Annotated in this window: 16 protein-coding genes; 8 read left to right on the top strand and 8 right to left on the bottom strand. The window is 43.1% G+C overall.

Annotated features, from left to right (window positions below):
* Positions 1–61 precede the first annotated feature (61 nt).
* The 5 genes from OCV36_RS15960 (at position 62) to OCV36_RS15940 (ending at position 6,330) form a co-directional block, all read left to right on the top strand.
* A complete protein-coding gene (locus OCV36_RS15960; RefSeq protein ID WP_017075522.1) occupies positions 62–1,615 on the top strand; it encodes an ABC transporter substrate-binding protein in 1,554 nt (517 codons plus the stop codon).
* 181 nt (positions 1,616–1,796) lie between these two features.
* Positions 1,797–2,774, top strand: coding sequence for an ABC transporter permease (locus OCV36_RS15955; RefSeq protein WP_017075521.1), 978 nt, complete (start codon positions 1,797–1,799; stop codon positions 2,772–2,774).
* 2 nt (positions 2,775–2,776) lie between these two features.
* The gene (locus OCV36_RS15950; RefSeq protein WP_102551032.1) at positions 2,777–3,715 is read left to right on the top strand and encodes an ABC transporter permease; all 939 of its coding nucleotides are present in this window, start codon (positions 2,777–2,779) and stop codon (positions 3,713–3,715) included.
* Between the two features lie 187 nt (positions 3,716–3,902).
* Entirely contained in the window at positions 3,903–4,886 is a 984-nt protein-coding gene (locus OCV36_RS15945) for an SPOR domain-containing protein (RefSeq protein WP_135455849.1), read from the top strand.
* A gap of 202 nt (positions 4,887–5,088) precedes the next feature.
* Positions 5,089–6,330, top strand: a complete 1,242-nt coding sequence (locus OCV36_RS15940) for an NADH:ubiquinone reductase (Na(+)-transporting) subunit B (RefSeq protein ID WP_135455847.1) — start codon at positions 5,089–5,091, stop codon at positions 6,328–6,330.
* 89 nt (positions 6,331–6,419) lie between these two features.
* On the opposite strand, the gene OCV36_RS15935 is transcribed toward OCV36_RS15940, so the two are convergent.
* Positions 6,420–6,671 (bottom strand): DUF6482 family protein, encoded by a 252-nt coding sequence (locus OCV36_RS15935; protein WP_135455845.1) that lies wholly within the window; start codon positions 6,669–6,671, stop codon positions 6,420–6,422.
* A gap of 580 nt (positions 6,672–7,251) precedes the next feature.
* Here OCV36_RS15935 and OCV36_RS15930 point away from each other — a divergent pair.
* Together OCV36_RS15930 and OCV36_RS15925 are read left to right on the top strand one after the other, a co-directional pair.
* Positions 7,252–10,062 carry a TrlF family AAA-like ATPase gene (locus OCV36_RS15930; RefSeq protein WP_132982117.1) on the top strand — a complete coding sequence of 937 codons (2,811 nt, stop codon included), beginning with the start codon at positions 7,252–7,254 and terminating at the stop codon, positions 10,060–10,062.
* A gap of 1,276 nt (positions 10,063–11,338) precedes the next feature.
* Positions 11,339–13,105 carry a retron Ec67 family RNA-directed DNA polymerase/endonuclease gene (locus tag OCV36_RS15925; protein WP_132982116.1) on the top strand — a complete coding sequence of 589 codons (1,767 nt, stop codon included), beginning with the start codon at positions 11,339–11,341 and terminating at the stop codon, positions 13,103–13,105.
* A gap of 177 nt (positions 13,106–13,282) precedes the next feature.
* Here the strand turns inward: OCV36_RS15925 and OCV36_RS15920 are convergent, their stop codons facing one another.
* From OCV36_RS15920 to OCV36_RS15895, 6 genes are all read right to left on the bottom strand, one after another.
* Positions 13,283–13,741: a hypothetical protein gene (locus tag OCV36_RS15920; protein WP_132982115.1), complete on the bottom strand. Its 459-nt coding sequence runs from the start codon at positions 13,739–13,741 to the stop codon at positions 13,283–13,285.
* A gap of 1 nt (position 13,742) precedes the next feature.
* Positions 13,743–15,788 (bottom strand): hypothetical protein, encoded by a 2,046-nt coding sequence (locus OCV36_RS15915; RefSeq protein ID WP_135455843.1) that lies wholly within the window; start codon positions 15,786–15,788, stop codon positions 13,743–13,745.
* Positions 15,785–17,536: a phage integrase N-terminal SAM-like domain-containing protein gene (locus OCV36_RS15910; RefSeq protein WP_132982113.1), complete on the bottom strand. Its 1,752-nt coding sequence runs from the start codon at positions 17,534–17,536 to the stop codon at positions 15,785–15,787. The genes OCV36_RS15915 and OCV36_RS15910 overlap by 4 nt, the downstream gene beginning before the upstream one ends.
* The gene (locus OCV36_RS15905; RefSeq protein ID WP_132982112.1) at positions 17,529–18,848 is read right to left on the bottom strand and encodes a tyrosine-type recombinase/integrase; all 1,320 of its coding nucleotides are present in this window, start codon (positions 18,846–18,848) and stop codon (positions 17,529–17,531) included. Before OCV36_RS15905 ends, OCV36_RS15910 begins: the two co-directional genes overlap by 8 nt.
* A 95-nt stretch (positions 18,849–18,943) precedes the next feature.
* Positions 18,944–20,302, bottom strand: a complete 1,359-nt coding sequence (gene gorA, locus OCV36_RS15900) for a glutathione-disulfide reductase (protein WP_135455841.1) — start codon at positions 20,300–20,302, stop codon at positions 18,944–18,946.
* Positions 20,303–20,490: 188 nt separating this feature from the next.
* Positions 20,491–21,345: a 23S rRNA (adenine(2030)-N(6))-methyltransferase RlmJ gene (locus tag OCV36_RS15895; protein WP_135455839.1), complete on the bottom strand. Its 855-nt coding sequence runs from the start codon at positions 21,343–21,345 to the stop codon at positions 20,491–20,493.
* A 278-nt stretch (positions 21,346–21,623) separates the two neighbouring features.
* On the opposite strand from OCV36_RS15895, the gene prlC reads away from it, so the two are divergent.
* Complete coding sequence (gene prlC / locus OCV36_RS15890) at positions 21,624–23,666, top strand: oligopeptidase A (RefSeq protein WP_135455837.1); 2,043 nt, start codon at positions 21,624–21,626, stop codon at positions 23,664–23,666.
* Between the two features lie 141 nt (positions 23,667–23,807).
* On the opposite strand, the gene asnC is transcribed toward prlC, so the two are convergent.
* On the bottom strand, positions 23,808–24,272 hold the full coding sequence (asnC, locus tag OCV36_RS15885) for a transcriptional regulator AsnC (RefSeq protein WP_004735550.1): 465 nt from the start codon (positions 24,270–24,272) through the stop codon (positions 23,808–23,810).
* Between the last annotated feature and the right edge of the window lie 30 nt (positions 24,273–24,302).

Genomic DNA, 24,302 nt, shown 5'->3' with positions numbered 1-24,302 from the left:
ATAATTACAGACGCAAATACAACAACTAGGGATCTGGATTCCCGCATGAAGGAGTTATGCAATGAAAACCATGAAAAGCAAATTAGTAGTAGCTTTAATGGCAGCTGGCCTAAGTTTTAGTGCAGCAGCAGCAGATATTACCGTTGGCTACGCAGCTGACCCAGTATCACTTGATCCGCACGAGCAGCTGTCAGGTGGCACACTACAAATGTCTCACATGGTGTTTGACCCTCTAGTACGTTTCACACAAGAGATGGATTTTGAAGGCCGCCTAGCATCAAGCTGGGAGCGTGTTGACGATACGACTTTCCGTTTCAACCTACGTAAAGGTGTAAAGTTCCACTCTGGTAACGAACTGACAGCTGATGATGTTGTGTGGACTTTTGAACGTCTACAAGCTTCTCCAGACTTTAAGTCTATCTTCACGCCATACGAAAAAATGGTAAAAGTGGATGACTATACTGTTGAACTAGTATCAAAAGCGGCTTACCCACTAGTACTACAAACAGCAACTTACATCTTCCCAATGGACAGCAAGTTTTACTCTGGCCAAACAGCCGAAGGTAATGACAAGTCTGAGCTAGTTAAGCACGGTAACTCGTTTGCTTCGACTAACGTTTCAGGTACTGGTCCGTTCATCGTTACTCAACGTGAACAAGGCGTTAAAGTAACGTTCGAGCGTTTTAATGACTACTGGGATACAGAATCTAAAGGTAACGTAGACAAGCTAACACTTGTGCCAATCAAAGAAGATGCAACGCGTGTAGCTGCCCTTCTTTCTGGCGATGTAGATATGATTCACCCTGTAGCGCCAAATGATCACAAGCGTGTTAAAAACGCTAAGAATATCGATCTAGTAACGCTGCCTGGTACTCGTATCATTACGTTCCAAATGAACCAAAACAGCAACGAAGCTCTGAAAGATGTGCGCGTTCGTCAAGCAATCGTTCATGCTATTAACAATGAAGGCATTGTTAAGAAAATCATGAAAGGTTTCGCAACAGCGGCTGGTCAGCAAAGCCCAACAGGCTACGCGGGTCACGATGATGCGCTAGTACCTCGTTACGACCTGAAAAAAGCGAAAGAGCTTATGAAGGAAGCGGGTTACGAAGATGGCTTTACGCTAACTATGATGGCACCAAACAACCGTTACGTGAACGATGCGAAAGTAGCGCAAGCGTCTGCGGCAATGCTGTCTAAGATTGGTATCAAAGTTGATCTTAAGACTATGCCTAAAGCACAGTACTGGCCTGAGTTTGATTTATGTTCAGCAGACATGATGATGATCGGCTGGCACTCAGATACAGAAGATTCAGCTAACTTCAGCGAGTTCTTAACTATGACTCGTAACGAAGAAACTGGCCGTGGTCAATACAACTGTTCTGGCTACTCAAACCCAGAAATGGATGCGATTGTAGAAGCTTCTAACACTGAAACTGACCCAGTTAAGCGTTCTGAAATGCTGAAAGGCGTTGAAGCAACACTTTACAACGACGCAGCGTTTGTACCTCTTCATTGGCAAAGTGAAGCGTGGGGCGCGAAGTCTAACGTAGGTGCAGCAGACATAGTAAACCCAATGGTTATGCCTTACTTCGGCGACCTAGTTGTAAAATAATCTAGCTTGCTAGAATCGAGAGCCTGAAGCTTTCAGGCTCTCAATATTATTAAGATATAGATTTAAGTTTCGGTATTTAGTCTTCCTTTCAGTCTGGCTAAATACCTTTTTTAAGACTGAATTTTTTGTTGTCTAGTCGCGGATTTCGACTAGATAGTCATGGATAGATAAGGGGCAAGGAATGGTTACGTTTCTGGTCAAGCGCCTGTTTCAGGCACTGATAGTGATGTTTGTGATCAGTTTGGTGGCGTTTGCCATTCAGGATAACCTGGGCGACCCGTTACGTGAGTTAGTCGGTCAATCTGTTTCAGAATCGGAGCGTCAAGCGCTGCGTGATGATCTCGGCTTAAATGATCCCTTCATTACAAAATACACTCGCTTTATAGGCGCAGCCCTACAAGGTGATCTTGGTACTTCATATTTCTTTAAACGCCCAGCAGTGGACGTGATTCTGGATAAATTGGTCGCGACGCTTGAACTTGTGTTCGGTGCATCTCTGATTATTGTTTGTCTGTCGATCCCATTAGGCGTTTATTCTGCAATACACCCAAAAAGTTTCTTCACCAAGCTGATTATGGCGGGCAGTAGTGTCGGTATTTCGGTTCCGGTGTTCTTAACCGCAATCATGCTGATGTATGTGTTCTCTATCGAACTGGGTTGGTTACCATCTTTCGGTCGTGGTGACACTGCGAACTGGTTTGGTTGGGAGTCTGGCTTCTTAACGCTTGATGGCCTTGCACACTTAGTTCTGCCTAGTATTGCTCTGGCATCTATCATGTTGCCGTTGTTTATTCGTCTTGTTCGCTCTGAGATGTTAGAGGTTCTGAGCTCTGAATACATTAAGTTCGGTAAAGCAAAAGGCTTAGCGCTGAATAAGATCTACTACCAACACGCTTTGAAAAATACCATGCTACCTGTACTAACGGTAGGCGGCGTTCAAATTGGTACTATGGTGGCGTACACCATCCTGACCGAGACTGTATTCCAGTGGCCGGGTACCGGCTTCTTATTCCTTGAAGCGATAAACCGTGTGGATACTCCACTGATTACTGCATACGTTATCTTTGTTGGCCTGATCTTCGTAGTAACGAACACTATTGTTGACCTGTTATACGGCATCATTAACCCAACTGTGAACATTACAGGGAAAGGAGCATAATCATGGAACACACAACAACAGCTCCGTCTCGTTGGGAGCGATTTAAGCAGTCAGACATTCTGTATTATTTCTTACGCGATAAAGTCGCAATGTTTAGCTTTGCAATCTTTTCCGTTTTCCTAATTATGGCGTTGGCAGCACCGATTTTAGCGCCAATGGATCCATATGACGTGACGTCTATCGACATCATGGATTCAGAGCTACCACCATCTTGGATGGAAGATGGAGAAGAACGTTTCCTATTGGGGACTGATGAGCAAGGTCGTGACATCCTATCGACTATGCTTTACGGCTCACGTCTTTCATTGACGATTGGCTTTCTTGCGGTCGGCCTTCAACTAACACTTGGTATCGTTATTGGTCTATCTGCGGGTTACTTTGGTGGTCGTATTGATAGCTTCCTGATGCGTTTTGCTGATGTCCAGCTTTCGTTCTCGACCATGATGGTCGCGATCATCGTCTCGGCTATATTCAAGGCAAGTTTTGGTAGTGACTTCTATGCACAGTATGCTGTTTTGATGCTCGTGGTTATTATCGGTATTGCCGAATGGCCGCAGTATGCGCGTACTATTCGTGCATCAGTATTGGCAGAGAAGAAGAAAGAGTATGTAGAAGCAGCGCGTGTGATGGGCTTTAGAGCACCTCGCATTATGTTCCGTCATATCCTACCGAACTGTTTATCACCAATTTTGGTTATCTCTACAGTACAGGTGGCAAATGCCATCATGTCAGAAGCGGCACTTTCTTTCCTAGGTTTAGGTCTTCCGGTAGACCAACCGTCACTAGGTGCTCTTATTAGTACAGGCTTTAACTACATTTTCTCAGGAGCATGGTGGATCACAGCGTTCCCAGGTGTGCTTTTGATAACATTAGTTCTAGTTATCAACCTACTAGGCGACTGGTTACGTGACGTGTTTAACCCTAAAATTTATAAAGGGTGATAGCTCGGTTTGATTTTTAGCAAAAAAAATCACTAAACTAAGAGCCGTAAGCAATTACGGCTCTTTTTTTGCTTAATGAATCTGGAACTATAGATTATTGATATGGTCAATAATACTTAAAATGGAATTCATGTTTTATCGACATAGAATCGGTAACAATTAGCCCGAAAGGGTTTAAGTGGTGGTTATGAAATTGACAATGAATGCTGTATGTCGTGCTGTGATTAGAAGTTATCGTATGGGGCTGATCGCTGTATCCCTCTTGGTATCGAGCCAAGTTAATGCAGAATCGGTTCTATGTGATGCTACTCAGGCAAGCACTAATCAATTACCACAGCTAGAACAATCCTGTCCGATCGGTAAGGGTGTGTGGGGCAGTAAAGCGCCTAAACGTCATTCAGATAACGAGCTGTTTTGGGTTCAATGTGGCTTGCTGAATAAGCCGTTGTCATTGAGTCGAGCAAAGCCTTTGTATGAAAAAATCTCGACCAACGTTTGGATGAAGCCTGAAGGCGGAGACTATCGTTGCTTAATCGGGCCTTATTCTACATTCTCTGATGCGAGAAAAGACTTAGCTCAGGTGCGTAAGGTGTCTGGCTATAACGAAGCTTTTATTCGAATGGTCGACAAGTCTAAAACCTCGTCGCAACCTATCGTGGCAAAATCGGCTGAACCAAAAGCAGTTAAGCCTAAAGCTACGACAAAACCAAAAGTAGAAGCTAAGCCTGCACCGAATAAAACGACAGCGAAGCCTGTGGTAGCGACTCAAACGGCAGCGGTAACCAGTGCTGCTGCCATTCAGGCTCTCCCAAGCGGTAACGCGAGTTCAGATAACGATCTGGAAATCGAAATCCGTGTGACAGCCAATGTTGCGGGTAGCCAGTATGCAATCCCTTACCTTCTCGACCATCAACAACAGTTTTACATGGAGCAAGGTAAGCCATGGAGTCGTCTAGATTACGGTAGCGCTGAGCTAGTCTGTAATAAGGTCAACATGAAGCTGATGACTGAAAAGCAGTGGCAAAGCATCTTAGGCTCAAAGGTTATGGAAAAACAGAACTGGCCAATGCATCTACCTTATTGGGGTGCAGGAAAGAAGGGTCTGTTTACCAATGGCAACGTAAACCAATTGAAAGGGTCTTCATTGCTTAATGTCATGTGCATTAAGTAAGTAGACCTGAAGTAACACTAAACAAGCCTCAGCGATTGCTGGGGCTTTGTTGTTTATGAATCCTAACGTTCTCAACGTCGATTTTGCTTTTGAACTCTGATCTGTTTCTCAATACAAACTTGATTAAAAATCGCAAAAGTTGTTCAAATTGAGCGGTTGATGCGTAGAAAACCATAACTCAAGCAATAAGGTGATTGAGATTATGAGTTTAAAAAAACGTTTAGAAGATGTGGCTCCGCGCTTCGAGGCTGGAGGTAAGTACGAAAAGCTCTACCCAGTGTACGAGGCGTTCGCGACGATATTTTACACGCCTGGCACCGTAAACCGAGGCCTGACCCACGTTAGAGATAGCATCGATCTCAAGCGCATCATGATTCTAGTGTGGTTAGCGACCTTCCCAGCCATGTTCTGGGGAATGTACAACGTCGGGCATCAGAGTGTTTCGGCGCTAACATCCAGTTATCAATTGAATGAACTCGCCTCTCTGATTGAGAGTAGTTGGCGCTTGTCGTGGGCATTTGGGGATGCACAATCATTGATGGCAAGCGGTTGGGGTAGCCAGATACTGCTCGGTGCTCTTTATTTTTTACCCGTTTACGCCACGGTTTTTGTCGTCGGTGGTTTCTGGGAAGTGTTGTTCGCTGTCGTTCGCAAGCACGAGGTCAACGAAGGCTTTTTTGTTAGCTCGGTGCTGTTTGCCTTAATCCTTCCGCCGACCATTCCGTTGTGGCAAGCCGCTCTAGGGATAACCTTTGGTATTGTTGTCGCCAAAGAGTTGTTCGGTGGAACCGGTCGCAATTTCCTCAACCCCGCACTCGCAGGTCGTGCGTTTCTCTACTTTGCCTATCCGGCCAACATGTCGGGAGGCTTAGTATGGGTGGCCGCTGACGGCTATTCAGGTGCAACTCCTTTGAGTCAATGGTATGAAGGTGGCAGTACTTCGCTAATCAACAATATGACTGGCGAGGCGATAACTTGGATGGATGCGTTTATCGGTAATATTCCGGGGTCGATGGGTGAGGTTTCTTCACTGTTGATCATGCTGACGGGTTTGATTCTGATTTTTATGAATATAGCCTCTTGGCGTATTGTTGCTGGAGTCATTATTGGCCTTGTGGTGACTTCTAGTTTGATGAACTGGATCGGATCCGAAACCAATTCTATGTTTTCGATGCCCTTCTATTGGCATTTTGTTTTGGGAGGTGTCGCCTTTGGTACGTTCTTTATGGCGACTGACCCTGTATCAGCAGCCTTCACCAATAACAGTAAATGGGCTTACGGGATTCTTATCGGTGTTATGACGGTAGGTATTCGAGTGCTTAATCCTGCTTATCCAGAGGGCATCATGCTAGCCATCTTGTTTGCCAACCTGTTCGCTCCACTGTTCGACTTTATTGTCAAAGAGCAAAACATTAAACGTAGGCAACAACGAACATCGCGTTGATTTGAGTGTAGAGAGAAGTTACTCCCAATAAGAAAGGCTTGCATCGATGCAAGCCTTTCAATTTTTATCACGATTGATTTGAAGTTGATTTAACTCCACTTCAAATCAATCTCGAACGGTTGTGTGTTGCCACAATGCTCGCCGCACATTTCATCATAAGCGCTGTTGTGGATAAGCGTCGCCGATGCTACATCATGGTCACTAAAGTGGTCACGCGCCTGATTGACGCTCAAAAACTTCATTGGGTGCTGGTGGTTGTCTTTGATCAATTGCTTGTGCTCGCCAACGATTTGGTAAGCCAGGTAGATCCCGCCTTCAAATGATTCAATTAGTAGATTCATTATAAACTCCATTACTGTTCTAGATAGGTCAGTATCTGTGTTACGTGGAGTTGAGGGGTAAGGTTCAAGAGTGGACATAAAAAAAGCAGGCACAAGGCCTGCTTTTTAAGAGATATCAACAAATAGCGTTGATTAACGCATCGTTGGCGGTTACCAACACAGGTGGTTTCTGAAATAAATCTGGAAAGGTAGAAAGGAGAAGGTATTAGAGCCTTTTCCAGAAAAATCGACATTTGAATCGATTTTTCCTAAAAATGTTAGATTTACTATATCACTTTCCAGACAATTCACTATAGGCAACAAGTCTAATTTTACCTGTATTTAAATCATTACAACCATAAGGTGAGCAGCTTCATTTATTCGACTAACACGTTTTGCCCCACTTCTAAATACGTAACAGATAGTCAACTAGTATTGATATACAAAAAGTAATGCGTGGCAAAACGCAAGACCGACTTCATCGCCTTTTTCATAGCCAGTCAGGTTAGTAGTCTCTCAATCAACATGTGACTGAAATCAAGCTAAACATTGTATGTTATGTGATAAATTTCATAAAATTTATTAGTTTAGTGGGAATTGAATGCGCTTGTACGAACAAGGTTCAGAATGGAGGCGATGGGATCTTCATGTACACACTCCTGATTCTGTATTAGAGACACAATTTAAAGGTGATTGGAATGGTTACATTACAGCCATCGAGAAATCTGACTCTGGTGTTGCTGTAATTGGCATCACAGATTATTGCTCTATATCTGGTTATGAAAAGGTCGTGGAGTATCGACAACATGGGCGGATGAAAAATATTGAAACAGTTATCCCCAATATTGAATTTAGGATTACTCCCAATACTGAAAAACATAAAGGGATAAACATCCACATACTCGTTAATCCTGATTCCACACATCATATAACTGAAATCAAGAACGCTCTCAGTCGTTTGTTCATCGACCATCATGGCCAAAACTATGCCTGCTCTGAAGATCAGTTAATGAGCTATGGTCGAGCGTTGTATCCAAAGACAGCCCACTGCAATAGAACTTCATTAAGGGAAGGTATTAATAACTTCAAACCGTCTTACGATGTACTCAAGAAATGGTACAGCGGAGAGAAGTGGTTAAAAGAAAACTCCATAGTTGTTGCGGCTAATGGTTCTAATGATGGTGTGTCCGGCATTAGAGATGGTGGGTTTACTGGCTTAAAGAAAGACATCTACCAGTTTATTGACATGGTATTTTCAGCCACACCAAGTGACATCAACTACTTTACTGGTCAAGGAACTAAGAGTAGGTCAGATATTATAGCCGAGCTTGGTCGTCTAGTTCCTTGTGTTCATGGTTCAGATGCGCATAGTATCGACAAGTTATTTGAACCAGACAAAAAGAGATATTGCTGGATTAAAGCAGACCCTACATTCAATGGTCTAAAGCAGGTTGTTTTTGAGCCTGACCGTGCATTTATTGGTGAACTTTCTCCCGAAACTAAGGCTGAATATCAGACCATTAAGCAGGTTCGATACATTGATAACTCAGGTGTGAATAAGTTTTCGAAGAAGTGGATACCGCTTAACAAAGACCTGAACACAATCATTGGTGGTAAGTCTTCCGGTAAATCTATGCTTCTGTACCACATTGCGAAGACGATCAACCCTAGCGAAGTATCAACCAGAGTAGAGTTATCAAAGTCATCAACCTACAGCGACATTCCTAACTTAGATTTCGAGGTTGAATGGTCGAATAATGAAGTCTCTAGGTTGTCTGATGCTGACGACAAAGCAAGGGCTATCACCTATATACCTCAACTTTATATCAACCAATTGGCTGATCAAGATGGACGAGAAGATTTAAACGAGTTGGTATCTAAAACTCTTCTTCAAGATGAGCAATACAAAGACTTCGTTAATGCCCTTGAGAATAGAGTGCGCACAGTCAACTCATCTATTAATGATAAAATTGATACTCGATTCTTACTGATTAGTGAGTACCAAAAGCTACTCAGTGAACTCAATGAAATTGGTAACGATAAGTCTGTTAAAAATGAAATTGCAGCACTTGAAGTGAGAGCAAAGGAGATTCGAGACAAATCTAAATGGACAGAAGAGCAAGAGAAGTATTACGCCTCCCTAGTTCATAAAAGACAGTGCGTTATCAGGGCAAAAGACAGGCTCACGTATATTCAGTCTGGTTTACGAAAATTCATAGAGAGTATTGATAATCGACAAGAACAATGGATTGACACGATTCGAGATCAGCTACAACAAGATTCAGGGCTAATTGCACAATCAACGGTTCTCAAAAGCTTACTAGATTCAATGCAACAAAACTTAGCATCAGGCTTTACTTCAACCAAGGACAAGGCGAATCTAAAGCTAGACTCGATCCCCGATAGATTGACTGCATTAAACGACAAGCTTGAGGGGGTAGAGCGTGAGCTGAAACCACTTGAAGAAAACGTGAAAGACAAAGCTGCCCTTGAACAACTAAATAAGCAACTCAAGGTTGAGCGAGAGAAGCTTGCAAGAATCAATGTCAAACTAAAAGAGCTTGAGGCAATTACCAAGAAAGGTGAAGAGTGTATCAAGGAACTAAATGAGCAGTTCAGTTCGTTGATAGATCAATACAAATCTCACTGTACCAAAGTCAGTGAGCATCAAATGGATGACGATATAAAGATTGAGGCAAAGGTTGTTGTCGATGCTAGCAAGTTTGATTCGTTTGTTAGTTGCTACCACAAGTCAGGGGCAATTCGCACGGTAGTCGATGATGTTCAGGATGAAAATGGTGACTACCATTTTGACATTGATACTCACGCTGCATTTGTAGAGAATACCGCCAATACTATCAGGGGCAGTCAATCCCCTACCTTGCGCAAGAACCAGAGCCTTAAAGATGCTTACAAGCTCCTTTACGCTGATTACTTCGGTATCGACTTCCTTGTTACCTATAAGAACGACAGCATTGTACATATGTCACCGGGTAAACGTGGCTTGGTCTTACTCAGTTTGATGCTTGAGCTTAGTAACTCAACGCACCCAATATTGATTGACCAGCCAGAGGATAACTTGGATAACAGAACGATTTATTCAGAACTTAAAGACTTCGTTCGTAAGTGTAAGAGTAAGCGACAAATTATCATGGTGACACACAACGCAAACCTAGTGGTTGCAGCAGATGCAGAGTGTATTGTTGTTGCAGACCAACGAGGGCAGTCAGGCACAGCAGGCACACACCAATTTGAATATCTTGGCGGTAGCATAGAGCATAGCTTGAAGTCTGATAACAGCCATGACTATCAATCACTTGATGAGCTAGGCATTCGACAGCATGTTTGTCATATCCTTGAAGGTGGCATCAGTGCCTTCAAAGAACGGGAGCAGAAATATAACCTACTTTGATTCTAAGACTTTAACTTGTCTAGAATATGGAAGAAGTGAACGTCACTGTTTGGGCAAAGGCTTCTATATTTAGGCTTTGCCAAATTCAGCTCATGTAACGATGATAACAATCATACGGTAAAAACGATTTTTTATGATGACAAGGTCGGTTCGAGTCAGCAGACCCACCGTTTGGGGTTACTCCCGAACAACTATCAGAATCTTAACCAAGCAAAGATAACCAGTATGAAAGCTTGAGACGGGAATTTAGAAAAAGCGGATGTCCAAGATCTTGGACATCCGCCTTTTTCTGGAAAATATGGAAATTCCCCACAATTTTTAAAGATCTTAATGAATATATTAGTGCTAATACGCCTTATTTATTAGAGTGCATGGTTGAATCATACCTCTATATTTAACGCCAACCTGAAATGTTTTCAGGTTTGTGAGTGTCTATTCTTAACCTTCAAATCAGCCACTATAATGTTCGAAAGAGCATTGATTGACTGCTATCCAGCATCAATGCATCCTCTCGAAATTATTCATATCATCATAATTGAACTCATTTCTAGCATGAAACCAGTCGGTTTAAAATTAAAAGTGTATTTAAATTAATGCACTAACCTAAGTTAAAGTATTGTAATTCAATAACTTACAAACAATGTGCTGGCTGGGTTTTCGTTAACATGCTATAAGTATTGTACTAATACAACATGTATAGATGTGCGTAATCAGTGGAATGAATATGGAACTAATACTGACAGAAGAGCAAGTGAAAACCCTCATGCATCTAGTGAAAGTGGAGATGAGCGGGTTCTGTGGAGATGTTGGATATGCAGAATTATCCCAGATAAAAAGTATCTTAGAGGATCAGTTGAAAGTAGAGGTCTCGAAGACGTCAAATAACTGAAGACAATGAATGTAGTTTTTACTGCCTTAGATTTAGTATGAGGGCTTCGATAGGTAAATATTGATCTTTTCCAGCGATACTGGATACGCGATGAAGCGAATATTGTCATACACCAGTTAGTTCATTCTGATTATTTAGCAAAAATGCCATTGGAATCAATAACGATTTAATTTATTGATTTTAATCACTTTAATTAATTATGAATGATTGTACTATATCCATAGCTTACGGGCAGATTTTGGGTGGCGTATCGCCATCAGTGAAAACAACGTCTGATAGACTTGCCTTTATAATGTAATGTTCAGTTTCTCTATGATCCTCGACATGGCATAGGAGTGCCCGTAAGCGACCCCTCCCTCTAGTTGTTTATTGCCTTGGTAACCTGAAATGAACTCTATAGAAAAACTGAAGAAATGCTCATCTAGAAACGATTTATCTATCCTTCTTGACGTCAAACCATCAATTCTAAGTTATGTCTTATTTGTAGAGTCCGATGCTAGTAAGTATCAAGAGTTTACGATCTCCAAAAAAACTGGTGGTGAGCGCTTAATTAAAGCTCCCAACGATAGACTAAAAGAAATTCAAAAATCATTATCCGATCTGCTACTCGGCTGCATAGATGATATCAACAAAGAAAAAAACATCTCCAATACTCTATCGCATGGCTTTGTTAAAGAAAAATCAATAATAACTAACGCTGAAATGCATAAAAAGTCAAAAAATATCCTTAATATTGATTTGGGGAATTTTTTTGACTCGTTTAATTTTGGGAGAGTTAGAGGTTTTTTCATTAAGAACAATAATTTTTTATTGGATCCCAATGTTGCAACAGCAGTTGCGCAAATTGCTTGTCATAATAATTCTTTGCCCCAAGGGAGTCCTTGCTCTCCCGTTATAACCAATCTAATTACACATTCTCTAGATATCTCGTTAGCAAAGTTAGCAAAGAAAAATTCATGTAGATACACTCGCTACGCTGACGATATAACTTTCTCAACAAGAAAAAATAGTTTCCCAGTTGAAATAATGGCAGAACTTGATGGAGTCTACAAAGCAAGCAAAAGACTTGACAAAGAGATCTCTAGAGCTGGATTTGTTATCAATGAAAAGAAAACTAGAATTCAATATAAAGATTCTCGTCAAGACGTAACGGGCTTGGTAGTAAACGAAAAGGTTGGGATAAAAAAAGAGTACCGACGCACAGTCAAAGCAATGTGCAACTCGTTATTCCACACAGGCAGCTACACGAGATTAATCAATGACGAACATGTTGAAGGCTCTATTCTTGAATTGGAAGGGCGGTTGAATTTCATTGATTCAGTCGACCGCCACAATCGAGTGCATTACCCAGAAAAACTGAGTACACATTACCAACACCGACATCATGGAATTCGAAGCCGTGAAGTTTGGAGCAGTAGAGAGAAGACTTTGAGTAAGTTTCTTTTTTATAAGTGGTTCTATGCAAACAGCAAGACCACAATACTGTGTGAAGGAAAAACTGATAATGTGTACTTGTCATCAGCGATTTACAAGCTTAAAGGTAAATACCCTTCATTAATTGATGCTAAAGCCAAATCTGGAGAGCCTAAATCACTAGTTAAATTTATGGACTATTCGAGAAGAACTAAGTTTATTCTTGAATTAGCAGGAGGAACTTCCTACCTAGCCAACTTCATAGATGCTTATAAAGAAAGGTATGAATTCTATAAGTCTGAGAAGCCAGAATACCCAGTTTTAATCATTTTGGATAATGATGATGGTTTAAATGATAACGGTGGAATCATTGCAAAACTTCAGAAAATATCGACTATGTCTATGCACCCTACGCCTCCTAAAAAAGGAAATATGAAGTCTAAGATTAAAAACTCAGAATTCATTCATGTAATGCATAATTTGTACGTAGTAATTACCCCCTTAAATAGCGGTAACGATACAATGATTGAAAACCTGTTCGAGCAAAAATTATGGAGCACGCCACTAAATAAGAGAACCTTTGATCCAACTGAAAAGAAAGAGCCTAAAAGTAGCTATTACGGGAAAAATGATTTTGCTACTAGAGTCGTAAAGAAAAAACAAGATAGTATCAATTTTAATGGATTTATTCCGCTTCTGGATAGAATGCAACGAGCTATCGAGCACTATAAAACTGTTTAACTCTTCCGTTCTCAAAAGGGAGCTGAACTAGCTGGATAACAAGAAGCTATCCCAAGTGTTGAGCAAGTCCAAGCGCCCTTATATAAGCAAATAACCCAAGCGATTTCTGTCCAAAAATGAGTTTTGGGAGACGTTGTATGTGTGGGGAGTAGCCTATCTAAATGGGTTGTATCGGAATTATTTGATTGGTACGATTTTGCTTCTTTTTAGCTTGGCAAGTTCCTCTCGTAGCTCTGCGTTCTCATACTCAAGACTATCAATACGAGCTAATGCCTGAACTAACTTATCGTTCAGGTGGTGTTGAGAGGCTGCAAATAGCTTCAATCTCTCTTTCTCAGCCAAATACTTAGTCTTAAAATTCTCCTTGAGACGCTTCTGCTCATTCAGCTTTGTGTGAACTCTTTGGACTTCTGGCTGAACTATTTCACCTTTGCTTGCTGCAATCTCGGCTTTAGTTTGTTTCACTTTTTCAACAAACTCAGGATAGTAATAGCCACTACCGTTACCCAAATTAGCCTCTTCTTCAGCAGCTCTCACACTGAGCTTGCGATGAGGTGGGATACGTTTGGGTTTACTTTGGGATATTCGGTCTAAAGCAGCTTCTAGTGCAATTAGTGTATTTTCACTTTTTCCCATCTTAAATCTCCTTCACCGCTAACTCTGCTTCAAAAGCTGTATACTCCATACCAAAATCTCGCATCACGTTTTCCGCAGCCCTAATTTGAGTAATATAGTGGCTTTTGTCTGTGACCGATATGTCTCCGTCGAAAGCTATGTAAGCCGTTAAGCTGTGATGCTTTTTCTGCCACCATTTAGCCTGTTGTTCGTCGATAATGCTGCTGCCAGAGCTGCAATCTACGCAAAATTGAGGGGAGATGACACCATCCATATCGCAATCGTAACCGCTTTTGCAGTAACTGTGCAGTGAACCGTGGAGCGTGAGCTTACCATCCTTAACGGCCTTGTATATTACATCCCAAGAACTATAGATTAGCGGTACATCACCACGCATTTTCATAATCGCTTTACCATGAGCGCCTGATAGAAGCTCGTCTGAGTGCCACTGTTTGAAGATTTTATTGGCGGTGGTTTCTGCATTAATCTCTTCAAGCGCTTGCTGTATTTTTGTATCTACTTTTAAGTCTCGTAGGCTCGCCAGTTTTCCTCCGTTGGTATACCACTCGGTCATCGATAGGTAGAGGTGTTTAAATTGCTGCTTAAGCGCTATTAGTGTCCCTAGGCGATTATTTACGCAGTAAAAAGCTAAGGTGCGTCTAAATTGGTGCGTGGACATAGGCCAAGGCTCACAGATAACAACCGACTCTTCTATTTTGCCTAATGAGTGAGGATTAGAGGTTAAGCACTCTTGGTAATCTGCTTCAGTGATAATGAAATTGAACTGTGTACAAAAACGTTTTAGTCGATCATTCCAATCCGTGATTAATTTCGGCGGTTTTGAACGAGCGCCTTGGTTCACCCATAATGAATCTGCGAACCTATCATCGGGATAAGTCGCTTCGCTTCGCCAGCGCTTCGTGAGCACAGCCATCAAGTCGATGGCTGTTTTGGCCGAGGATGCTGTCACCCACGTTTCGCGTTTTTCCCCTAGTTTAAAGGTTTGAGATTGCAGCATGTGATGGATTCGACCGCTCAAGGTGTCTTTGTAATAACTGTTTGGAGTTAGTTTGTCTAATTCTGAGTCTCGCATTCCACTGAACCCACCGCACACAATATAACTTGCATTAATGAGTTGCCCTAGGTAACGCCTGAATTCATTGCCATTATTAAGTGGAATGTCAGGAAGTTTCTCTGCCAGAGGTTGAATAAGAGAGCGAGGGTCGTGAGGCTGGTTTTTATTAATGGCTGTTGGATATTTTTGGTTATCAATGCTCCCGTCACTGTTCATAAAAGTATAAATGTGACCTTGTTGAACCTTTCTATTCAAAATTCTCAGGCCTTCAATATAGTTGTCTTGCAGCGCATTTTCGGTGTCGGCTAGTAGTTTAGCGTGAGGTAGTGCCTCTTCAATGAGCGCGATTGCCTTGCCATAGATTGCATGACATAGCCGCTCAGGAATGACTAAGGTTTGCTGACTATCTTTATCACTCAGTCTTTTTGCTTCTTTTTTTGACTTGATAGGTACGATGCCCAACGGTATGTAGTGCCAACCCGAATCACCGATTACTCCATTGATGGCAACAAATGTTTTCTCAAGTGTTGATTGGGAATAACCTTGTTCTTGAAGGTAGTTATCAAGCTTTATCCTAAATGGCGCAGAGGAAAGCGCAACTAAAGATGCTTGGCTCTCCCGCATTAAGAATGCGTAAATTATTTTTATTCCTTCTAGTTGAGAACTAACGCCTGAAAAGCGCCGTGCTTTTTTCCCTTTTGGGTTGGCGTTAAAAAGCCAACCAAAGGCGAATACCTTTAATTCACGTTGCAATTCAGTAGCGGCGTTAAAGTTTGAGAAGTTGAGGTTGTTACTATCTTTCTTGCGTGAAAAAGGCAAGCAATCCCAATTACTTTGCCCAAACGTAGCCGTCACGTTACCGTCTTTATCTTTGCAAATAACAACAGCATCCAACTCTTCAAATCGCCCTTCGTGATATAGCGATATAATGTCCACGACTTGCACCTTGTGCGCTTCGGGGAAGTCCTCAGTGTATAAGTGGCTGGTTTTCATGATGATAACACCTGAGATAGCGCAGGGATTAAACCAAGAACGGAATCAGTATCGTCCCAATTAGGGTGATAGCCTTCATCATCAAGCTTGGCTTGTGCTTGTTTGAGTAGTTTTCTGGCAATATGGGGTAAGATTTTTTCTTCTATGAACACTATGATATTTTCAAAGTTCTGGCGGTAGTGGCTGGCGTCGAGGTGTTGGTAGAGTGATTCCTCAATGCACGCCTTAAAACTAAGTAGGCACCAGATATCTGAGAGCGATTGAACGATGACTTGACTCGGACAGCCGAAACAACCGAGCAAATCAGCACAAGCCAATTTTTCCCCTTCACTTAGCAGCCCTTGTTTGAATGCTTTCCTTGTGTATTTTTCTGACTTGTCGCCAAATGGAGTCGCGCAACTCGCACCGTTGGGCGTGCGACTTAAATCAGGCAGATTGATTTTGTTTTCTTCTTCTATGACCAAAACATCAATACCTAAATTGGTCTGCGCCTTTTTCGGGTTAACGCCACTTTTAATCTGCTCCTCTCGTATCGACATCGTATCTTGCATCATGGCATTGTTGGTTATTCGGTTTCCTTCGCTATAGCTTCTCTTTCTCGTGTTAGGCGTATTCCCTAGCATGATGTCATTCATCATTTCGCCTTGGTGATAAGTGGTAATCTGTGCTCCCGTTTCGCGAAAGCGACTAATCGTCGGGCGCAGTCTGCGTCCAGTTTGGTCGGTGAAGATAAAGTGCCTTTCAACCCATTTTCTAAGGAAATCTTGAAGAGTGGCGTTTTTCATTGGTGTCGCTTGCTGTGCCACTACGGTTTGAAGCAGCGTTGCGTTTTCATCGTTTGAAATTAAACGTGACGCATTGAGTAATTGGTCGAAAAAACGCATGGCGTATTTCGGTATATCCAGTTCATGCTCGCCTATCTCAACCTGAATGGTCTTGAAGGCTCTACGTTTAAACACAGGCATGGTGTACCAAGTTTCGTCAGTCGAAGTAAAGGCATTGTGTGGTTGTGCTAGCTGAAATAAATCACTGGTATTTGCGTAGGTGTAATAAGACAACAAGTATGCGCCAGCACACATCATTTTTGTTATACCACCATGTAGATTATAGGTTTGTCCTTTCCATTGAAATGTCATGCTAGCCACGCTCTTATACACGTTAGTATGTGTCTTAGGCGACTCAATAAATTGACGGTAGGTTTGCTTGAACAGGCTGCGCAGGAAAGGAAGTAACTGATTTAAATCACTACGGGTATAGGCTTCAAACGACTCTGTATCACTGTCATCCATTACCGTTACCGCGTTGAAATAGCTTGAGGGTAAATCTAAATAATCCCGAAACAACACCATCATGGAAGCATGTTTCTGTTGATAGGTGGAGTTTTTCAGTGTCCCTAGCATAACCCTTGTATGCAGGTGAGACATAAAGCCTTCCAGTGACTCTTGCGTAAAGGCGATCGCATTATTTTTGTCACACCAACGCAGGTATTGAGAAAGTTTGGAGTAATGCGTATACAGAGTGCTATGACTATATCCTTCTTCCATTTTTTCAGTAAAGCGGGCTTTGATTTGATGCACAAAACCATCACGTTTGGCATCTTCAAATCGACCTCCTTGCTGAAGATGTTTGGTAGTAGGAAAGTGTTTAACCAGAAAGCGATTAAAGTCGGCAAGGTGGTTATTATCAGTGTCCAATTGAAAACAAAGATTCGCGTTCCAGCCGTGGAGATAGGCAACATTATCACTCACTCTCACCTCCTAGCGCTTCGTGCATGATGCTATCTAGAATGCCAAACTTCACTTTGAACGCTTCTTTGCGTTGTAAATAACGCAGATATTTCCAAGTCGTAGATTCGTTTCTATGCCCCATCCAGCCCATCAACAGCTCCATGCATTCCACTGGAGATAGATCAGCCTCAAGCAAATCATTTAATCGGTATGTACCGTAGGTTGCACGCAGATCGTGGAAGCGATGAGTAAAGGAAGGGCAAACTTTCTTGATAGAAGCTCTAAATTCCGTCCATCGTGATCCAATCGATTTAGAGGTCACAGGATTGCCTTGCTCACTCACGAAAAGAGGTTCATGACGCTCACACAACTTAAACATCTCGATGGTATCTTGTTTAAGGGAGGGCGCATTTTCGGGCAATAATACTAATTTGGTATTGAGTTTGTTTACCCGTTTGATTCTACGCTCGGAGGTTCGGTATTCGTTCAGTGTGGCTAATAGCTCTGATGAGATTTCAACGCGTCTTTGCTTTAAATATTTAGTCTGAACGCCTGTCGATTGAGGCGATAAAACTATCTCGTAACGATGTTCACTTTCAGCCAGAGGTGTCGCTGTATCAAGAGCATTCAGGGAGAGCGTTGCCACCTCTTTTATTCGCATTCCCGTATCAATAGAAATTAACACCTGCAAGCGCAATTCTTCGGATGCGTTAGGAAGGTGCTGTGTCAGAATTCTCAGTGATTCTTGAGCGAGTGGAGACAAAGGCCGAATGCTCTTACTGCTGGCATCCTTTGGTACTTTTATTCGCAAGTCGCTCGTTTCAACGGTAAACGTTGGCGATATGTGCGCTAGCATCCCGCTGCTTTGAACAGAGACAAACTCGATTTTAAATGGCGCTTCTTTCTCGTTCTTGATTTTTAAGTAACCATCATGCATTAACCACTTGTAGTAGTTAACAATCTGATTCATTCGCACGCTTGCTGTACTGTGAGCTAACTCACCGCTTGTGATTTGCTTTAACAGGTGAGAGCGGAAAAGATAAGTTGGCTTGAGTCTTTTGATGGGAGGGAATGAGTCCCATGCCAACCCTTTATCTTCAAGGAACTGGTAGTAAGCCTGTAATGCTTGAGCACAGGGTGAAAGGTCTTTAGCTTTTTTGATGGCTTTCTGATAGAAGAGGTAACTGTTCGCTTCGTGGTTGAACGAACCATCTTGGTTGAACAGTGTCGGCAGTGAGCCAATATTTTCCTTTAGGGGAGAGCATTCACAGATGTCATTACTGACTGATAATTCTGTCTGTGTATAGACATTGCTTGATTGTATGAGATACATAAATTCACCTAGAAAATCACTGACTATACATACAGCATAGTCAGCGAATGATTATTTTCCAGATTTATTTATGTGTGTAAGATGCTTTTCCTACACTAACCTGTCATGGTAACAAATTCTTCGCTGCCTGTTGGGTGGATAGCCACAACAGAGTCGAAGTCTGCTTTGGTTGCGCCCATCTTCATTGCAACGCCGAAGCCTTGAAGCATCTCATCAACAGTGAAGCCGATGCCGTGCAGGCCGACTACTGTCTCTTCTTCACCAGCACATACAAGCTTCATCTTACAAGGTTGACGGTGCTTGGTTACTGCTGTGTACATTGCAGTGAAGCCAGACGTGTAAACCTTGATGTTGTCTTTGCCGTACTTCTCTTCAGCTTCTTGAGTCGTTAGACCGATCGTGCCGATAGGTGGGTGGCTGAATACAACAGTAGGCACTAGCTCGTAGTCCATCTTAGCGTTCGTTTGACCGTTGAATAGGCGTTCAGAAAGTTGACGACCTGCTTTAACAGCAACAGGTGTTAGCTCGATGCCGCCTTCCATGATGTCGCCAACACAGTAGATGCCAGGAACATTTGTCGTTTGGAACTCATCTACCTTGATGTAGCCGCGGTCGTTGGTTGCAACACCCGTTGATGTTAGGTTGATAGCGTCAGTCGCTGGGTGGCGACCGATAGCCCAAATTAGGTGGTCAACGTTTTGAGTGTTGCCGTTCTCTAGGTGCAGAGTCAGAGTACCGTCCGCTTCTTTCACAACTTCTTTAGGTACAGAATGCGTGTGAAGTGTTGGGCCTTCCGCTTCCATTACTTCAACCAATGTTTCGATGATCATTGGGTCAAAGCTACGAAGTGGTGACTCTTTACGACAGAACAGGTGTGTTTCTGTGCCAAGTGCACTTAATACGCCTGCGATTTCTACCGCGATGTAGCCTGCGCCGATAACCGCAACACGCTTTGGTTGCTCCATCAGGTCGAAGAAGCCGTTTGAGTCGATACCGTGCTCTGCGCCAGGGATGTTTGGAATAGTTGGACGACCACCCACTGCGATCAGAATGTGATCAGCGGTGTAGTGCTCACCGTTAACTTCAACAGTCTTCTCATCGACAAACTTCGCAAAGCCTTTGATTACGTTTATTTTGTTGTTACCCAAAACGCGATCGTAAGATTCGTGGATACGTCCAATGTACGCTTGGCGGTTTTCAACCAGCTTGCCCCAGTTGAAGCCTTTTACTTCAACGTCGAAGCCGTAGTCTTCTGAATATAGGTTGATCGCTTCAGCAACCTGAGCGCCGTGCCACATCACTTTTTTAGGAACACAACCAACGTTTACACAAGTACCACCAAGGTCTTGAGCTTCGATAAGTGCAACTTTTGCACCGTGCATTGCTGCGCGGTTAGCTGATGCGATGCCGCCTGAACCGCCACCGATACAGATGTAATCAAAATGAGTCGCCATTACTTTCTCCATTTATTGAAGGCTGTAGTCACAGTGAGAACACTGGATACCTACGTCCTATAGATTCTTAAATTGTCTAATTATTATATTGAGGGCAGATTGGTTGAACTCAATCTCCCTGTTTAAAATTTATTCGTGTATGTCACAGTCTATTGAAGATTCTTCAACCTATGCCATCGAGTTTGAGATTACTCGGGTACGATCCACTCTACTTTGAAGTGACCGGTCGCCGGCGCAATTGCTTCCTTCAAGAATGGAAGAATTTCATTCATTTGGCTTTCTAGCTTCCAAGGCGGGTTGATAACAATCATGCCTGATGCTGTCATGCCACGCTCGTTGGTGTCTGGTGATACGCCAAGTTCGATTTGTAGAATCTTGTTGATGCCTAAGCCTTCAAGGCCTTCGATCATGTCTTCGATATCACAACGGTTTACCACCGGGTACCAAATTGCGTAGATACCGGTTGCCCAGCGCTTATGGCTTTGAGCAATCGCAGTCACAACATCACGATACTCTTTTGCCAGCTCGTAAGGTGGGTCGATAAGAACCAAACCACGACGTTCTTTAGGTGGCAGGCTGCCTTTTAGGCGTTGGAAGCCATCTTCTTTGTAGATAGATACTTGACGATCGCGGTGGAACTCTTGCTCAAGCAGAGGGTGATCGGCTGGGTGAAGCTCAGTTAATACCATGCGGTCTTGGTCACGCAGATGCGCGCGAGCAACACGTGGTGAACCTGGGTAGAAACGCAGTTTCTCGCCATTATTGAGTGCTGAGATAGACTCAAGGTAGCTTTGAATGTCTTCAGGAAGATCTTGTTGGCCCACTTCACTTGCCGACCATAGGCGTGCAATACCTTGTTTGTATTCACCGGTTTTTTCAGACCATTCATGCGTTAAGTCGTAACGACCTACACCAGAGTGAGTGTCATGATAAACAAAAGGCTTATCCTTCTGTTTCAAAGAATTAAGAATAAGGCTCTGTACGATATGCTTTACTACGTCGGCATGGTTGCCCGCGTGGAAGCTGTGGCGATAACTTAACAAATTAAACTCTCGTAACACTCTCGTTTTAGAGTGTGGTTAGTGTAGGTAGGGTTAATCTGACCATTATAACCCTCAATGAGCTATAAATTCTCGAACAATTCAGAAGCAGTCGCTAGCTATATGCAGTTAGTTATTGGTTCTACTATTGAAATTTGCCTTCATGGGCACTATTTAATAACTATTCGCAGGTGATTTTTTAGGGCGCTCCTTAGCCTGATGACTGTAAGACGACCTCATTATAAAAAGACGAAAGTCTCCAAAGCCAAAGGAATGTTTATATGTCTAATCCGCTATTAACCTTCACGGACTTACCTCCGTTTTCACAAATCAAGCCTGAGCACGTTAAGCCAGCGGTTGAGCAAGTGATTGAAGAGTGTCGCAACAAGATAGAACAAGTACTTGAAGGTAATACTTCACCAAGCTGGGACAACCTCGTTGCTCCGATTGATGAAGTGGATGATCGTCTAGGCCGCATTTGGTCACCAGTGAGCCATATCAATTCTGTGATGAACAGCGATGAGCTGCGTGACGCTTATGAGAGCTGCCTGCCGGTACTTTCTGAATACGGTACTTGGGTTGGCCAACACAAAGGTTTGTTCGAAGCGTACAAAGCGATCAAGGCGAGTGAGGCATTCTCGGCACTCGACCAAGCTCAACAAAAAACCATTACCGACGCGCTGCGTGATTTTGAATTATCAGGCATTGGCTTACCAGCCGACGAGCAGCATCGCTATGGCGAAATCAGCAAGCGCCAGTCTGAGTTAGGCTCTCAATTCTCAAACAACGTGCTTGATGCAACCATGGGTTGGAGCAAGCAGATCACCGATGTGGCTGAACTGGCCGGTATGCCTGAATCAGCACTGGCGGCAGCACAAGCCGCAGCTGAATCTAAAGAGCAAGAAGGTTACCTACTGACTCTAGATATCCCATCATATCTACCTGTGATGACCTACTGTGATAACCAAGATTTGCGTAAAGAGCTTTACGAAGCCTATGTAACGCGTGCTTCAGATCGTGGTCCAAATGCAGGCAAGTGGGACAACACTGAGATCATCACAGAACAACTTAAGCTGCGTCATGAGATTGCTCGCATGCTTGGTTTTAGCACCTACAGCGAAAAATCACTGTCGACTAAAATGGCGGAAACGCCGGATCAAGTGCTTGGCTTCCTTAACGACCTAGCAGTGAAAGCGAAACCACAAGGTGAGCGCGAAGTTGAAGAACTGCGCCAGTTTGCTGAGAAAGAGTTTGGCGTCTCTGAGCTAAACCTGTGGGACATCGCTTATTACAGCGAAAAGCAAAAACAGGACCTGTTCGATATCTCTGACGAAGAGCTTCGTCCATATTTCCCTGAATCAAATGTAGTTTCAGGTTTGTTTGAGGTGTTGAATCGCGTATTTGGTATGTCTGTGACAGAGCGTGAAGGCGTGGACACTTGGCATGAGTCAGTTCGCTTTTTTGACATCTTTGATGCGACTGGAACACTGCGTGGGAGCTTCTACTTAGATTTATACGCCCGTGAACACAAACGTGGTGGTGCTTGGATGGATGACTGTCGTGGTCGTCGCATGACTGAATCTGGCGAACTACAAACGCCGGTGGCTTATCTAACGTGTAACTTCAATAAGCCAGTCGGTGATAAGCCTGCGCTATTTACTCACGATGAAGTGGTGACGTTATTCCACGAATTCGGTCACGGTATCCACCACATGCTGACGCAAGTTGAAGCGGGTGCGGTTTCTGGTATCAATGGTGTGCCTTGGGACGCGGTTGAATTGCCAAGTCAGTTCTTAGAGAACTGGTGTTGGGAAGAAGAAGCGCTGTCGTTTATCTCTGGTCACTTCGAAACAGGTGAAGCGTTACCAAAAGAGATGCTAGAGAAAATGCTAGCAGCGAAGAACTTCCAGTCTGCAATGTTTATCCTGCGCCAGCTTGAGCTTGGCTTGTTCGATTTCACTCTACACACTGAATATGACCCAGAAGTCGGTGCTCGTGTTCTTGAGACACTAGCGGATGTGAAGTCTAAGGTGTCAGTACTGCCAAGCCTAGATTGGAACCGTTTTTCACACAGCTTTGGTCATATCTTTGCTGGTGGCTACAGTGCAGGTTACTACAGCTACCTATGGGCAGAAGTGCTATCGGCAGATGCGTTCTCAGCATTTGAAGAAGAAGGTATCTTCAACACTGAAACGGGCAATCGCTTCCTGAACAACATCCTTGAGATGGGTGGCAGTGAAGAACCGATGGAGCTGTTTAAACGCTTCCGCGGTCGTGAGCCACAAATCGACGCGATGCTGCGTCATGCGGGAATCAACGCGTAATTGCTATCATTTCCGTAACTGCGGTAGTTGCTTAGCTTTATTGCGAGTTAATTAGCTTTATTGCGAGTTAATAGCGAAAAGAGCCTCTAGTTAGAGGCTCTTTTTTTGTCTGTATATCATCTTAAATAAGACCAATAGGCGTTATGGATTGACGTTACGATTGATCGGGTTCTGCAATGAAATCAAGGTCTCTGTTGATTGCACTTCATCGATCGCTTGCAGCTTATCAATCAATACAAATTGCAGCTCTTCTATCGATTTACACATCAACTTGACGAAAATATTGTAGGCGCCGGTGGTGTAGTAGGCCTCAACCACCTCATCTAAAGCATTGAGTTTGGCAATCGCTGAATGGTAATCGCGGGCCGCATTGAGGTTGATGCCAATAAAGCAACAAACGTCGTAACCTAACTTCTTAGTGTTTACCACCACTTCTGTACGCTCAATAATGTCAGCCGATCTCATTTTTTCTATTCGAACGTGAATTGTCGCAGGGCTAACATCGAACTGCTTGGCCATTTCAGCATAAGGCGTGCGCGCGTCTTCCATTAAAGTTTTTAGAATGGCACGGTCTAGGTCATCCAGGCGAGCGGTGGTAGTGGACATGCAGAATCCTTAGATTGAATGAAATCAGAC

This window comes from Vibrio echinoideorum, from assembly GCF_024347455.1.
Classification (GTDB): Bacteria; Pseudomonadota; Gammaproteobacteria; order Enterobacterales; family Vibrionaceae; genus Vibrio; species Vibrio echinoideorum.
This window is presented reverse-complemented; position numbering and strand designations above follow the sequence as displayed.

Excerpts from the sequence above, each read along its gene's own strand:
- OCV36_RS15905 (WP_132982112.1), bottom strand. The coding sequence starts at position 18,848 with ATGTATCTCATACAATCAAGCAATGTCTATACACAGACAGAATTATCA.
- OCV36_RS15930 (WP_132982117.1), top strand. The coding sequence starts at position 7,252 with ATGCGCTTGTACGAACAAGGTTCAGAATGGAGGCGATGGGATCTTCAT.
- prlC (WP_135455837.1), top strand. The coding sequence starts at position 21,624 with ATGTCTAATCCGCTATTAACCTTCACGGACTTACCTCCGTTTTCACAA.
- OCV36_RS15945 (WP_135455849.1), top strand. The coding sequence starts at position 3,903 with ATGAAATTGACAATGAATGCTGTATGTCGTGCTGTGATTAGAAGTTAT.
- OCV36_RS15955 (WP_017075521.1), top strand. The coding sequence starts at position 1,797 with ATGGTTACGTTTCTGGTCAAGCGCCTGTTTCAGGCACTGATAGTGATG.
- asnC (WP_004735550.1), bottom strand. The coding sequence starts at position 24,272 with ATGTCCACTACCACCGCTCGCCTGGATGACCTAGACCGTGCCATTCTA.
- OCV36_RS15925 (WP_132982116.1), top strand. The coding sequence starts at position 11,339 with ATGAACTCTATAGAAAAACTGAAGAAATGCTCATCTAGAAACGATTTA.
- OCV36_RS15940 (WP_135455847.1), top strand. The coding sequence starts at position 5,089 with ATGAGTTTAAAAAAACGTTTAGAAGATGTGGCTCCGCGCTTCGAGGCT.
- OCV36_RS15960 (WP_017075522.1), top strand. The coding sequence starts at position 62 with ATGAAAACCATGAAAAGCAAATTAGTAGTAGCTTTAATGGCAGCTGGC.
- OCV36_RS15920 (WP_132982115.1), bottom strand. The coding sequence starts at position 13,741 with ATGGGAAAAAGTGAAAATACACTAATTGCACTAGAAGCTGCTTTAGAC.
- OCV36_RS15950 (WP_102551032.1), top strand. The coding sequence starts at position 2,777 with ATGGAACACACAACAACAGCTCCGTCTCGTTGGGAGCGATTTAAGCAG.
- OCV36_RS15935 (WP_135455845.1), bottom strand. The coding sequence starts at position 6,671 with ATGAATCTACTAATTGAATCATTTGAAGGCGGGATCTACCTGGCTTAC.
- gorA (WP_135455841.1), bottom strand. The coding sequence starts at position 20,302 with ATGGCGACTCATTTTGATTACATCTGTATCGGTGGCGGTTCAGGCGGC.
- OCV36_RS15915 (WP_135455843.1), bottom strand. The coding sequence starts at position 15,788 with ATGAAAACCAGCCACTTATACACTGAGGACTTCCCCGAAGCGCACAAG.